The sequence below is a fragment of the Bacillus sp. Xin1 genome, from assembly GCF_013314535.1.
Lineage (GTDB): Bacteria > Bacillota > Bacilli > Bacillales > Bacillaceae_G > Bacillus_A.
In genome coordinates, this window is sequence record NZ_JABUAE010000003.1 from 199,320 (window position 1) to 213,662 (window position 14,343).

The window sequence follows — 14,343 nt, forward strand, 5'->3', positions numbered from 1 at the left end:
AACTTTACATACACATAAAAAACAAGAGTTTATGAAAACTCTTGTACATACTCTATAAATAATTTTAATGGTACTAATCCGCGCTTAGGCATCTGACTGCTTATAACAGCAACAAGTTCTAGTTGTGGTACGATGATAATATATTGCCCACCATATCCCATAGCGAAATATATACAATACGGTATGTAAAATCTTTCGTGATCTACTACCCACCAATGATATCCATATGCTCCGACATGCTCATATGTCATAAAATGAACTTTTCTGGATTCTTCAATCCATCTTGATGAAACGATTCTCTCTCCATTCCAATATCCATTTTGTAAACATAACAGCCCGATTTTTAACAAATCTTCCGCTTTCATTTTCATACCAAATCCACCTACATAAATACCTTGTGGATCTTGTTGCCATTCATACTCAGTAATTTGCAACGGATGAAATAAATGTTCTCTTGCGAATTGCTCTGTTGTCTTTCCAGTTGTTACTTGTAATATATAACTTAACAAATGTGATGAGCCTGAATTATAATTCATTTTTGTACCCATCTCTTCTATTAAAGGCTTTTGTAAAATATACTTCACCCAATCCTCGGATTCCACAAAATCATTTGGAAATACCACTCCATCCCCAAACTCTTTCCACTCTTCACCAGTTGTCATCGTCAACAAGTGGTACAAAGTTAATTCTTTCTTTTCTTTCGGTACATTCGGAATCCATTTTTCTATGGGCGTATGTATATCATTTATATACTCGTTGTCGATCGCTATACCAATTAACATCGATACAATGCTTTTCGTAATAGAGTTCACTTTGTATAAATTTTGAGCGCACTCTGGTGTTTTATAATACTTAGTCGTTAATTCTCCATGCTGATACACAAGGAATGCGTTCACTTTCTTTTTCATAAACGTATGTTCTAACTTGTAAAAATCCAATATGTATTCCTCCAACTGTATACTGGTCTTGTCTGTTTTTACTATTCTACTCAAATCCAATAAATATTTCTATTACTATACACTTTCTACAAAGGAAGACCTAAAACATCATTCGAAAAACGAATCGTTTCTGATGATAGGTACTGCTTTTCAGAACAATAAGGGGTAGCGTCAGGAAAATGCAGATTTACAACGTTAAAGAAATTATATTATTAAAAAGCAACCTATAGTTTAAGTGATAGCATTCACAAATTTATATAAAAAGTCGATCTCCACATTTGGAAAGTCGACCATATTGATGTATTGAGTGAAGTTGGATCGGTAACTATCATTTTTAAGTATGCACCACCGATAAAGTTGGCTTCAACTTTTGTCCAAATGGAAAGATTGTAAGACACCGCTCTAGTATCCACTGAAGCGGTGCTACTAATTAAACCTTAACGAACTCATTAGTTACAATATCTCGATATATCCTTCTGTTCCATGCACACGAATTCGTTGTCCGTCTCTTATTAGTTTGGTGGCATTTTCCACACCAACAACTGCTGGTAAGCCATATTCACGTGCGATAACTGCTCCATGGGTCATCAGTCCACCAACTTCGGTAATGAGACCTTTTATGGATACAAATAATGGTGTCCAGCCAGGGTCAGTAAAGGAGGTGACTAATATATCTCCATCCTCTACATCAGCATCTTCCATGTTTAAAATGACTCGTGCTCGCCCCTCTATAACTCCGGAAGAAACAGGCAGACCTACAATCGCTTCGGCTGGGAGATTTTCTCGTTTGTACTCACCCGCAATGATTTCACCATCAGACGTGATAACACGTGGAGGAGTTAGTTTTTCATATAATTTGTATTCGTCTTTTCGTTTGCTGATGATCTGGTAATCCAATTTGTTTGTACGGACGACTTCGTGAAGTTCTTCAAAAGTGAGATAGTATATATCTTCTTTTTCATGAATAACGCTAGTTTGTACGAGTTGTTCGGCTTCTTTCAGTAAAGCCTGCTTATAAACGAAGTAGCGATTAATCATGCCGTATTTTGGATATTCACGATAACCGATGAAATTCCGGATTAGGCTGATCATTTGTTTTGTCTCTTTGACTTTTCGTTTACCATCCCGTAATTGCTTCAATCGATCTAATAACTCTTGTTCTTTTTTCAAAGCTTCTTGTCGCCCTTTCTCAAATTTCCGATTGCCAGAATCAGGATCAAAGTCTTTGATGTTATTGAGAATCATGGGAATAAGTGTAGTTGGTTTTTCACTCCAACGAGTTTGAGTAATATCAATTTCTCCGGCACATCGCATTCCATATTTGTTGAGATAAATATAGATAGCGTCTCGAGTTTTTTGTCCGCCTTCAAACTTAACCAATTCATTCAAAAAGTTATCATCTTTTACATGTTGTAAATAATCAATTACTTCTGGATAAGGTCGAATCACGTCTGCTACATCCAATAGCGCCAGACCCATTTCCGAAGTAATATTGTTTGGTACAGATTGAGAAAGCGTGTCTGCTACATTTTTTTCACCTAACCACTTCTCCATTTTTTTATTGATCCATGATGAGGCATCCATAGCGGCCATTATTACACCCAAACTCTGTGAGTCAAATAATATTTTCTTTAATTGCTGGATATCTTCTAGCATAAAATCAAATACATCCGATCCTGATTTCGTTTGGATGTTTTGTTTTAGCTCTTCTATCGATGTTTCACTACTCTTAATCAAATCAGTAACGATTGTCGGATCGTTTTCGATTTGTGTGAGAAAACCCTCAGATTTATCATTTTTATCATTATTGCTTTGACTGGAATTTTGTATTTTTTCATCATCTGGTAACGATTTTATAAAATCTCCTCGCTCTATTATGGTCATAAGTGCATCTTTGATGAGCGGATCGGATTGTCCCAAGGTATCTATTATCGTTTTTCTGCTGACAGGCGAAGCCAGATTATGTGTGATATCAACAAATAACCTTCCACCAGCTTGAAACCTGGGTCCAAAAGATGTTAACTGGAATAAAGACATTCCCAACGGTTTCATGGGGGCGGTCATCATTTGTTGGTGACCGACAGATACATAGACGTGATTTTCTTGATCATTTGCTTCAGGGATGGGGTATAAAGTAGTGATTGGCCGACTCTGGACAATATAAAATGTATCATCAACCAAACACCATTCGATATCTTGTGGGCAACCAAAATAAGCTTCTATCTGTCTTCCGATACGTGCTAGTTGTAATATTTGTTGTTCAGTGAGTGTTTGAGTCTTTTGCAGATTTGGATCGATTTGCTGCGCTTTTGTTCCGCCTTCTTTTAATGCATAGATAGCCAATTTTTTGGTTGCTATCATCTTATCGACGATTTCCTCTTCCTGTACTTTATAACAATCGGCAGATACCAAACCAGAGACCAGTGCTTCTCCAAGTCCATAGCTGGCATCGATTGATAGTAGCTTTCGATTAGAAGTAATCGGATCAGCAGTAAATAAAATTCCTGAAGCCTGTGGGAAAACCATTCTTTGGACGATAACTGATAAATAAACTTGACTGTGGTCAAATCCGTTTTGTATTCGGTAGATTACCGCACGATCTGTAAATAGGGAAGCCCAACATTTGCTGATATGATACAAGATTGCTTCTTTTCCGATGATATTTAAATAAGTGTCTTGTTGACCAGCAAAAGAGGCATGTGGCAGATCCTCAGCAGTAGCACTAGAACGCACTGCGCAAGCATGTTCATCTCCAAATTGGGAGAGATAGTGAATAACTGCTCCCGCAACATCGGAAGGAATTTTTATTTCCATAATGATGTGTCTAATCTTCCTGCTGACTTCACCAATTTGATCGCGATCCTCTATTTTTAGCATTGTGAGTTGCTCCAACAAAGCTTGAAATGTTTCGTTTTGTTCGATGGCTTTTTGATATCCTATTGTTGTAATACAAAATCCTTCTGGTACTTGCATTCCTTGAATTTTTGATAATTCTCCTAAATTTACCCCTTTTCCGCCCACGAGCAAAAGCTGAGTTTTTTCTATCTCCTGAAAACCGAGAACCAAAGAACTCATTCTACATCTCTCCTAACCAGTAATGTTCTATTGATTTTAGCAGTAGTAAATGAGAATAAAAAGTCTATATTAACCATTTTTTAAATGTTATAATTAAATTAGGAAGAGTTCAAAAAATAGCTAAACCTTATCATACAGTAGTAAACTGATGCCTCAGTTCATCCACTCGAAAGTAGCTCATATGCCTTTTAGCCCACAATGAATATAGTTAAAATCAACTTTTTTCCATTTAACCTGTTTATTTCCCAAAAACATCTTATATTAATATGAGATATCAAGTTTTTAATAAACTAACCTGCCCGTAGGTATAAGTACAGTTCTTCACAATCTCCATTTTCCGTAAAAAGAATGGTTCCACAATCCGGATCTTATATACAGTATCCATTTCAAAAATAGGACCGTCTCAGAATCCTTGATTATGAGAATTTAGGTTCTTATTCAAGACAAAACAACTTAGCTACAGCCTTACGTGAGATGTGACGAATGGAAAAGATAATTTTTACCATCACTTTGAAAATATAGCGACCATACACTCTTTGTTTTCCACCTCGCCTTACAATTCGTACAAAAAGTCACAAAACTCCCGCTATGTTTTCGTAATATTCAATTTTATTGTATGTAATGAAAATGCAAAAAGTACACCACACTTCAATAGGTGGTGTACTACTATCGCTATTTTATAATTTTGTTCGTACATTCCAAAGCTCTGGGAAAAATCGTTGATCCAGAACACGTTTTAAATAAGAAACACCAGACGATCCGCCAGTTCCCATCTTATGGCCGATAATACGCTCTACTGTTTTCATATGACGGAAGCGCCATTGCTGAAGCCAATCTTCAATATCAATTAACTTTTCAGCAAGTTGATATAAATCCCAATATTTCTTTACATCAGCATATACTTCTAACCAAGCTGCTTCAACTGTCGCATCTTCTTCATAAGGTTGTGTAATATCACGATTTAATACCTCTTTGTTAATTGGGAACCCTTCCTTTACAAGCGCTTGAATCGCGACATCGTATAGGCTTGGCGCATGAAGTGCTTTATGCAAGCGAGCATGTAACTCTGGATCTTTTTCATAAATTTTTAATGCGTGCGGTGTTTTATAACCAAGCGCGTATTCAATCATACGATATTGATACGATTGAAACCCTGATGCTTGACCAAGTGAATCACGAAACTCAATGTATTCTGATGGTGTGAGCGTCGCAAGAATATCCCAAGATTGAATAATTTGCGATTGAATTTTTGAAACGCGTGCAAGCATTTTAAAGGCTGGTGCTAATCTTTCATTTTGAATCGATTTGATAGCTGCACTAAGCTCATGTAAAATTAACTTCATCCAAAGTTCACTTGCTTGATGAATGATAATAAATAACATCTCATCATGATGGTCGGAAAGCCTTTTTTGACTTCCTAGTAGACTATCTAATTGTAAGTACTCTCCATATGTCATATTCTCTTTAAAATCTGTGTGGATTCCTTTTTCCATAATTACTTTTTCGTTTTCTTTCATAAGCTGAACACCCCTTCTATGCATTATGACTATTCTATAGTGGTCTTATTACCGCACGAACTGGACTACCATCGGCATCTGTCAATGCAAGCGGCAAGGCAATCAGTTCATAATCTCCGTCTTGTACATGATCTAATACAACGTTTTCTAAAATATGAATACCGTGCTTAAATAGTTGATGATGCGCTGCTAATTCTTTATCATCGAGCGGATCTACAGAAGGTACATCTACTCCAATTAATTGAATGCCTTTTTCCGAAAGAAATGGCGCAATATCAGCACGCAAATATGGGATTGTTTCAGGAAATTCTTGTGCATTTCCATGTGAAGCAGTCCGAAGTAATAGCCTCTCTACACCATCTAACTTAAATTTTTCTAATTCTTTTGCACCAATGCTTTCCATACCTGATACATCTATTATTCGAGCTTTACCAACATAGACGTTAACATCCAAATCTAGTACTTTTTTTCCGTTATTATCAAAATGAAATGGCGCATCAATATGCGTACCTGTATGAATACTCATCGTTAATTTTCCAACATTAACAGATCCACTTTGCTCTTTTGACCATGATACTTCATAGGAAAAAGGTGTATCCCCGGGCCACGTCGCAATCTCATTATTTAATGGTTGTGAAATATCAATCCAGTCAGATCCTTTCATCGCTTAAGCCACAACCTCTCGCTTGTTTTCAAACTTTTTATATTCTTCCTCTTTCATAATCTTCTTCAAAATTTGTACAGACTTCCACACTTCTGCGTACGTATTATATAAAGCAACTGGCGCAAGGCGAACTCCATTTGGTGCCCGGAAATCGGGAATCACTCCATTTGCTTTTAAAGCTTTACATATACGTGCAGCTTCTGGATGTTCTAAATATATATGCCCCCCGCGTTTCTCATCTTCTAATGGATTTCCAATTGTAAAACCCATACCCTTCAATTCATGATTGATTAAATTTAGCATATAGCGGGTAATGTGTAATGATTTTTTTCGTAATCTTTCAATACCAGCTTCTTTGAAAATCTCAAGTGAACCGATTAGTGGCGCTGTACTTAACACGTGAGGCGTACCAATTTGATATGCTCCAGCGTGTTCAGCTGCTGTTAATGTATGTTCCATATCAAATTGCTTATCCTTTCTCGAGCTAAACCAACCAGAAAGTCCTGGAAGACGATCAAAATGTTTCTTGTTTACATATAACCCTGCAACACCACCAGGGCCTGCATTTAAATATTTATAATTACACCATACCGCGAAATCAACATCCCAATCTTTAAAATCATGCGGGATTGAACCGATGGAATGGCATAAATCAAAACCAATATGGATACCGCGTTTATGCGCTTCAGTACTTAATCGCTTCATATCAAGAATTTGCCCGCTTCGATATAACACAGCTGGTAATAAAATTAACGCAATATCATCAGTCATTGCATCAATAATATCTTCCTCTTGAAGTGTTCTACCATCTCGGCTCTTTACTCGTACAAGATGTTCATCTGGGTCTAGCCCTTTTAAACGGATTTGACTTTGTAATGCATAAATATCTGACGGAAACGTTAATTCATCCGCAAGAATTTTTGTACGAATTCCTTTCGGCTCATAAAACGTCGCAATGACTTGATGAATATTCGTTGTCGTGGAACCGGTTACAATTACCTCTTCTGGTAAAGCACCAACAAGTGGAGCCGTTAATTCACCTAATCGTTCTGAAAGAAAGAACCAAGGATACTCTCCCTCTGTCCACCCATCAATTCCATACTCTTTCCAAGACTCTAACATAGTGAGTAAAGATTTTTCTGCTCTCTTTGAAAGTAACCCTAGTGAATTTCCATCTAAATATATTGTATCTGCTTTCTTATAAAATTCACTTTGAAATTCAGCAAGTTCATCGTATTTATCACATTCCACCGCATAATCATAAGATGGTTCAAATGGCTCTTGATACATTCTTTCACCTTCTCTTAATTTTCTTTTTATTCTAACTAATTGAAATATATCATCATTATTGACATGACGTCAATGATAATATGTCAGTTGACTTTTCACACTCAATTCTACTAGAATAAAATTATATTTTCAGATATTTCAGTATAAAGAGGTGAGACATTTGGAAAAGAAACTTCATTCGACAAGACAACAACGTTCAATTGAAACGAGAGAGAAATTATTGAAATCTGCTCAAATCGTTTTTTTACAACATGGATTTCAAAAAACAACAATTTCTCAAATTATTAAACACGCTGAAACTGGTTATGGTACAGCGTATGTTTACTTTAAAAATAAAGACGATCTCCTTATTGTCCTTATGGAAGATGTGATGAATCGTTTTTACAAAATCGCAGAACGCTCCTTTCTTCCTAAAACAAAAAAAGAAGCCCGCAATATGGTCCAAAATCAAGTGCGAGCTTTTTTACAACTAGCCAAGGAAGAAAAAAATATGTTACAAGTTATGGGAGAAGCAATAGGTGCATCAATAGAAGTGCGCAACAAATGGACTGAAATTCGCGAGCGCTTTGTAAGTCATATTATGCAGGATATTACCTATTCTCAAGAAAATGGACTAGCGCGAAATGAATTAAACAAGGAATTTGTAGCGCGTGGTTGGTTCTCTATGAATGAGATGTTTTTATGGGAAATCGTTCGAAGTGAGATGGAACTAAATGTAGAAGAAATTGTTTATACATTAACAGAGATGTATACAGCGGGGTTATATCAAAACAGATAGCACACTTTCCCTTACATAAAGAAAGTGTGCTACTCTACCATTCTTATAAAAAGAGTTCTTCCGGATATGGCAATGCTAGTTTAGGTCTTTTGTACGCTGAAAAATATTGTAGCTTTAAAGACTCTCCATCTATCGCTGTCAATTCTCCTTCACATTCAAATACAACAACGATATATTCCACTTGATCTCCATTAGAGTATGTATGGCGAAAGTCTTCTCCTCCATATACGCCTTTTATCCCTTTTATTTGTACTCGTAAACCTGTTTCCTCCCACACTTCGCGAACAACTGCTTCTTCTGGTGTTTCTCCAGGTTCAATTGCTCCTGCAGGAAGACTCCAAAATTTTCCGCCGGGATATTGGAATAAGATCTCTCCTAACTCATTTTTTATGACCGCCGCTACACTTGGCATGAAAATAAGGTCAGATCCTAATTTTTCACGGATTTGTTTGTAGAATGTCGAAATTGGCATATACTATTCTCCTTACAGTTTTTCTGCATGATTATATTACTGCACTTTACTTACAATCCCCAAAATAAACTTATACGCATTTCGATTTTTTCTCATCTTTTTAAACCCTTCTTTTGAATCAAAAATAAAACAAGTTTTTCTCAACCAAACTCGTAAATAAAAGGACTCAAAAAAAATAGGTTTTACAATTCCTTTTTGTTCATATTCAGTCCCATCTTCCCTTTCTATTTCAGTTCGAATCAACCAACTATTTCCGATACCGACTTCAATATACTTCACTTATTACTCCCCTTCTGTATTACTTCTAGGAAATTTTATTATTAACATTCTACTATTTCCCTGGTAAGCGCATATTTTGACAGATTCCCCTTTGTTTCTCCTTTACTGATATTAGCTAAAGGGAATAATATTATAACGCCGAATAACTTAAAAACAAGTAAACATTCTCTTTAGGAAGGTATGTATGTTATGAATAACTTATTTACTACTCTATTAAGTGAAATGATTTTTATTGAAAGACAAAATACATTTCAAAGTCCAGATGTTGTTTTCTATCATCCTGGCCATTACATAGAATTAAATGAACAAATTATTATACTATTTCATAAGGAAGGCTTTAAGAAGCTCATGATTCCAAGTATATATAATAGATTTTTAGATGAAAATGAGTTTATCTTTCATAAAGAAATTTTAGTGAAATCAGGTATTCCTGAAGAACTAATCATTCCAATCATAGGAGAAGCTACTACAGCAAACGATGTTATCGAAAATGCAATGCTTCACCTGCGTAACACAACCGTACATAAAAATATTTTATTAGCAGGTAAAACATTTTTTATGAAGAGATTTTTGCTGATAGCAACAGCGTTTGCTACTGATGATATGGTGATAGATGTTTTTCCGCTACAAGATCATAGAAATTTTACAAAAGATACATGGTATTTAACGGATGCCGGTAAAAAAAGGGTGTTGAATGAATATCATATGATTTCCCGATTCCTCCACGAGGTCTTCCCAACAAAATGCTGAAAACATATGTTGTTTTTCAGAAAACAAACTAAATTCACCCAATATATATTTCCATAAAATGTGGTGGTACTTTATGTCCATCAAGCTAAAGAGAAAGTGTATCCATAAAACGAAAAAAGCGGTGATTAAAGTATCGAATATGAAAAAAATAACCAATTATAAGATTTTTCACTAAAATAGTTCGCCAGTCATTACAGTCATAAACTCCTTAAAAAATTGTTCGTAATCCAGATGTATTGCTATTCTATGTTTTGGACGATTACCGAATGTTTCGGGTTCCAAAGTAACTCTAAAATCTCCTATACTTTGTCCTCGCACAGTATCAAGTACATTGACAATTACAGACGATTGATAATATGTAAAAATATCATCACGGTTAAGCGCAATCAAAGTCAGCGCATCATGAACCGGGCTACCTTGTATCCCAGGAACTTTTTTTTGATAAAATTGATAATAGTAATAGTCTAGAAGAGGTTTTAAAAACTTAGTTTTTCCTTTAGAGTGAATATAATTGACCATTTCTGGTGTTACAATAGCTGGTTGTGTAACATTCAAAGGATAAATTGATAAATTTTTTGCGTATCTCATTACAATATTAGCCGCGACAGGATCACCATAAAAATTAGCTTCTGCAATTGGAGTAACGTTTCCTGGATATAGAAAAGCTCCCCCCATAATATAATAAGAATGGACATTTTCCATCGCATCTCCATAAAGGAGAAATAAGGTTGCAAGAGAAGTTAATCTTCCAGTATTCACGACAATAAGTTCATTTTTGTACTGTTTAATAAGTTTGAGAACTTCAAAGAAATTCTCAAATATTTGAAGTTCTAGTCCTGGTTGAATAGGTCCTATCCCAAATGTGCCGTGAACTTCTGGATAAAAAGTTTCAACTTCTGCAGTCATGGAATGTTCTGCCCCACCAAAAACCTCTATAGATTCTTTCCCTACACTTTTAAGTAAAAAACGAACATTTCTAATCACTTCTGTTTTGGGTACATTCCCATAGTCCGCAACAATTCCTATAACATCAATTGTATCTGTTAAATGTGCATACGTAAGAGCTATCGTATCATCAATTCCAAAATCTCCAAAAAACAATACTTTTTTCCCCATGCAATGTTTCTCCTTAATTTTATTACTTTCTTAAACAGAGCATAATTAAGTATCATGATATATGATTGTTCCTAGGCGTTTTCGTAGTAATGTGTACGAATGAATTAATTTAGTTAGCATACACTTTCGTTAAAAATGAACAATTTCCTTTTGTATTAACTGAAATAGTATATAATTATTGATTTTAACGTATTTTTTGATACCCCTTAATGTACAATTGTCTTATGTAATTTCACGTGGTTTATCCATTGTGTAAAGCCATTTTCATAAAGGAGGTTGACTATCGAAATTTTCATGTAATGGTAAAAATTTTAACCCTCTGGCAATTCTTTGTCCCGTTCTCCATCCTGATAGCAATCTTATACATGTAGTTCCAAGGCCACAAGGGATACTAGGACCATCTGAACCAGCCCACAATCTGCATTTAGGACTGGAGAACGAGTTGTTCAACCATACATGTCTTTTGATAGTGTCCAAGTTACATATCTATCCCCAATAAGTGTCTCTAGAATTTTGTTTTTAAATACAGGAGATAAAGTTACCGTAAGTCATCACCTTCTATCGGTTACTATTTCCCCGGTAAGCGCATATTCCGACAGAACGTGCACATACATATAAAAGAAGCAGATTGCTAGAAACTGCTTCTTTTACAACTGAAATCGCTGCATTCGTTTATAAAATGTACTACGCGGCACATCTAATAGTTTTGCTGCAAGTGATACATTCCCCTTTGTTTTTTGAAGTGCTTCAATCATTCCGTCTCGCTGTATTTTTTCACGGAAGGTTAATGTATGCTCTTTATCAAGCTTTTTTTGTTCTCTTAATTCAAGACCCTTCTGATTTACACTCATTGTTTCTAACAAGAAAGAAATTTGCTTTTCACATATTTCCCGCCCTTGCGAAAGAATATATATGCGCTCTAACACATTTAATAATTCACGAATATTCCCTGGCCATTCATGTTGTAGAAACTGATTGCATATGCTAGTTGAGAATTGAACATCCCAGTCTTTCTTTTTACAAAAATCTTGAATAAAATAAGGAATATCCTCTTTTCTTTCACATAAAGAAGGTACATAAATTGGATATACATGTAACCGGTAATATAAGTCTTGACGAAAAATCCCTTCTTCTACTAGCTGCAGTAAATTACGGTGCGTTGCCGTAATGACACGAATATCTACTGGCACTTCTTTCGTACTTCCAATCGGTGTTACTTTACGCTCTTGTAAAACCCGTAATAGAGCTACTTGCATTTCCGGAGGAACTTCTCCTATTTCATCAAGAAAAATCGTTCCACCATTCGCTTGTTCAAATTTCCCTTTATATCCTTGGCGGCGTGCACCTGTAAAGGCTCCTTCTACATAACCAAACAATTCACTCTCCATCAATTCTTTTGGTAATGCTCCGCAGTTAACTGCTACAAACGGTCCATTTTTTCTCTCACTATTCTCATGGATCGCCCTTGCAACGTACTCTTTCCCAACTCCAGTTTCCCCGCAAACGTAAACACTTGCATCCGCCTGCGAAACGAGTTTAATTTCTTCTAACGTACGCTGGAACGAATCGCTTATTCCAACAATCCCTGGGAAATGTACTGTCTTCTGCATTTGTACAGCGTGATTTACTTTTTGAGATTGATTTTTTGATAGATATATACATTTCCCTATTATTATATACAGGTACCTCCATCCTGCTTCGAAATCCGTACTGTAATAAATCATTTACTTTCATCCGTGACCAATTAGAAACTTATTCTCGAACCGGTTTACTCGCAGAAATGACAACTTGTCGATGATTACAAATAATCAATGGGTCATCACTATCAATTACATCTAAAAAACGATGAATTAATTCTAATTCGTGCCGATGTACACGAATACTACATTCACGCTCAATTGCGTGTGCAATAGATGTTACCATACCTAGCATATATGGATGTGAAAACTCAATAGGACATGAAAAATCAAGAACGCCAATTAACTTACCATCATCATTATGAATGGGTGCAGCAGCACAACTCCAGCTATGAGACGCAACAGAATAGTGTTCTGTACCGCTTATCATAATTGCTTCTTCTATCGCAAGCGTTGTACCAATTGCATTCGTCCCAACAGCCGCTTCGGTCCATTTCACACCTTCGATAAAATTAATATGATTTGCCTGTTTTAATGTCTTTTTATTTCCTGTTATGGAAAGTACATATCCATCAGGATCGATTAAGAGTGCCATCATCTGTAAATCATGAATTGTTTTTTGCATATTTTGCAAATGCGGTAAAGCAATATCAAGAAAAATTTCGCTTCTTTGTTTTTGTTCATCAAACGTATCTGAGGTTAAAATATTCTGACCTTTATTCATATGCGGATTGACATTCGCTTGTTTACAGCGATGCCACGATTCTGAAATTCTTTTATTTATTCTAGTAGAATCAAGAACACCTTCATCAACAAACTTTTTCCAAGTATGTAAGTAAAACGGTGAGGCTAACATTCTATCATCTCCCTTTTTATTATTTTGGAGATTCATTTTTAGGAGTTCATGCGAGGAAATATAATTTTATTATAAAACTCCATAAAAACGTTTTCAATAAAATGAGGAAGATGACACGAACATGTTAACAATTCGAATATTTTAATACGCACTTTTATATTTTCTATATAGTACTACATTTTGCGCAATAGAACTCACTGCAATAAACACCCATAGCCATTTTATTGGATGATTGTTCTGAAAAAATATAGTACTTGCTATAATGAACAAAATAGTAGAAACGATACTTATATAAAATTTCATTCTAAATTGCAAGGTCCTCTCTCCTTTATATATAAATTTATAAACTATTCCCCGTTAAATCGCCCCATAAGGATCGTATTATAATATCCGCCATCAGCAAGCCTTTTATCATTTTTTAATACCCCTTCAACTTCAAATCCTAACTTTTTATACAGTTTAATAGCTTGCTCATTTATTTCCAACACATTCAAAGTAATCTTTTTAATTCCATTGGTGTCAGCCCAAGAAATAGACTTTTGTAAAAGATTTTTACCAATCCCGTGTCCCCAAAACTCTTTTAATACACATACTCCAAACTCTATTTTATGAGAGAATCTCTTTAAATACACTCCTTCGCATCTTGAAAACCCGACGATTTGATCATTCACTACAGCAACTAAAAATAAGTTCCTCGGACTTTCAGTATCCTTTTTTATAATTTCTTTAAACCCTGGTATATCTATGAATGCCTCTCCTTTTTCTCTATCCATATTTTCGGTCTCGCCATCAATCTGTAATCGTAAATTAGACAAATCTTTTGCATCTTTTTCAAGTGCGGATCTAACAGTATAATTGACCCCATTTACATAAAATTCTTGTTTGTTAATTATCATGGTATACTCCTTTGATATGAAGTTGATTTAAATATTACAATGGATAAAAATCTTTATAACTCAATATAATTCTAA

At 35.3% G+C, this 14,343-nt stretch carries 11 protein-coding genes and 1 pseudogene; 2 read left to right on the forward strand and 10 right to left on the reverse strand.

Annotated features, from left to right (window positions below):
• Positions 1-29 precede the first annotated feature (29 nt).
• The 5 genes from HRG09_RS06270 to kynU all read right to left on the reverse strand — a co-directional run bounded on the left by HRG09_RS06270 (position 30) and on the right by kynU (position 7,484).
• The gene (locus tag HRG09_RS06270; protein WP_375335751.1) at positions 30-938 is read right to left on the reverse strand and encodes a serine hydrolase domain-containing protein; all 909 of its coding nucleotides are present in this window, start codon (positions 936-938) and stop codon (positions 30-32) included.
• A gap of 453 nt (positions 939-1,391) precedes the next feature.
• Positions 1,392-4,013, reverse strand: a complete 2,622-nt coding sequence (gene ppsA / locus HRG09_RS06275) for a phosphoenolpyruvate synthase (RefSeq protein WP_174099906.1) — start codon at positions 4,011-4,013, stop codon at positions 1,392-1,394.
• 677 nt (positions 4,014-4,690) lie between these two features.
• Positions 4,691-5,530, reverse strand: coding sequence for a tryptophan 2,3-dioxygenase (gene kynA, locus HRG09_RS06280; protein ID WP_174099907.1), 840 nt, complete (start codon positions 5,528-5,530; stop codon positions 4,691-4,693).
• A 34-nt stretch (positions 5,531-5,564) separates the two neighbouring features.
• Positions 5,565-6,194, reverse strand: coding sequence for an arylformamidase (kynB, locus tag HRG09_RS06285; RefSeq protein WP_174099908.1), 630 nt, complete (start codon positions 6,192-6,194; stop codon positions 5,565-5,567).
• A 3-nt stretch (positions 6,195-6,197) separates the two neighbouring features.
• Entirely contained in the window at positions 6,198-7,484 is a 1,287-nt protein-coding gene (gene kynU / locus HRG09_RS06290) for a kynureninase (protein ID WP_174099909.1), read from the reverse strand.
• Positions 7,485-7,644: 160 nt separating this feature from the next.
• On the opposite strand from kynU, the gene HRG09_RS06295 reads away from it, so the two are divergent.
• Positions 7,645-8,262, forward strand: a complete 618-nt coding sequence (locus HRG09_RS06295) for a TetR/AcrR family transcriptional regulator (RefSeq protein ID WP_174099910.1) — start codon at positions 7,645-7,647, stop codon at positions 8,260-8,262.
• A 43-nt stretch (positions 8,263-8,305) separates the two neighbouring features.
• Here the strand turns inward: HRG09_RS06295 and HRG09_RS06300 are convergent, their stop codons facing one another.
• Both HRG09_RS06300 and HRG09_RS06305 read right to left on the reverse strand, forming a co-directional pair.
• Positions 8,306-8,734 (reverse strand): NUDIX domain-containing protein, encoded by a 429-nt coding sequence (locus tag HRG09_RS06300; protein WP_174099911.1) that lies wholly within the window; start codon positions 8,732-8,734, stop codon positions 8,306-8,308.
• Between the two features lie 36 nt (positions 8,735-8,770).
• Positions 8,771-9,013 carry a DUF3977 family protein gene (locus HRG09_RS06305; RefSeq protein ID WP_174099912.1) on the reverse strand — a complete coding sequence of 81 codons (243 nt, stop codon included), beginning with the start codon at positions 9,011-9,013 and terminating at the stop codon, positions 8,771-8,773.
• Positions 9,014-9,202: 189 nt separating this feature from the next.
• On the opposite strand from HRG09_RS06305, the gene HRG09_RS06310 reads away from it, so the two are divergent.
• Positions 9,203-9,763 carry a hypothetical protein gene (locus HRG09_RS06310; protein WP_174099913.1) on the forward strand — a complete coding sequence of 187 codons (561 nt, stop codon included), beginning with the start codon at positions 9,203-9,205 and terminating at the stop codon, positions 9,761-9,763.
• 171 nt (positions 9,764-9,934) lie between these two features.
• Here the strand turns inward: HRG09_RS06310 and HRG09_RS06315 are convergent, their stop codons facing one another.
• From HRG09_RS06315 to HRG09_RS06325, 3 genes and pseudogenes are all read right to left on the reverse strand, one after another.
• Positions 9,935-10,879, reverse strand: a complete 945-nt coding sequence (locus HRG09_RS06315; RefSeq protein ID WP_174099914.1) for a nucleoside hydrolase — start codon at positions 10,877-10,879, stop codon at positions 9,935-9,937.
• A 647-nt stretch (positions 10,880-11,526) separates the two neighbouring features.
• Positions 11,527-13,372, reverse strand: a pseudogene (locus tag HRG09_RS06320) (sigma-54-dependent Fis family transcriptional regulator).
• Positions 13,373-13,719: 347 nt separating this feature from the next.
• Entirely contained in the window at positions 13,720-14,268 is a 549-nt protein-coding gene (locus tag HRG09_RS06325; protein WP_174099915.1) for a GNAT family N-acetyltransferase, read from the reverse strand.
• Between the last annotated feature and the right edge of the window lie 75 nt (positions 14,269-14,343).

Coding starts and splice junctions, on each gene's coding strand:
- ppsA (WP_174099906.1), bottom strand. CDS start 4,013: ATGAGTTCTTTGGTTCTCGGTTTTCAGGAGATAGAAAAAACTCAGCTT.
- kynA (WP_174099907.1), bottom strand. CDS start 5,530: ATGAAAGAAAACGAAAAAGTAATTATGGAAAAAGGAATCCACACAGAT.
- kynB (WP_174099908.1), bottom strand. CDS start 6,194: ATGAAAGGATCTGACTGGATTGATATTTCACAACCATTAAATAATGAG.
- kynU (WP_174099909.1), bottom strand. CDS start 7,484: ATGTATCAAGAGCCATTTGAACCATCTTATGATTATGCGGTGGAATGT.
- HRG09_RS06300 (WP_174099911.1), bottom strand. CDS start 8,734: ATGCCAATTTCGACATTCTACAAACAAATCCGTGAAAAATTAGGATCT.
- HRG09_RS06310 (WP_174099913.1), top strand. CDS start 9,203: ATGAATAACTTATTTACTACTCTATTAAGTGAAATGATTTTTATTGAA.
- HRG09_RS06315 (WP_174099914.1), bottom strand. CDS start 10,879: ATGGGGAAAAAAGTATTGTTTTTTGGAGATTTTGGAATTGATGATACG.
- HRG09_RS06325 (WP_174099915.1), bottom strand. CDS start 14,268: ATGATAATTAACAAACAAGAATTTTATGTAAATGGGGTCAATTATACT.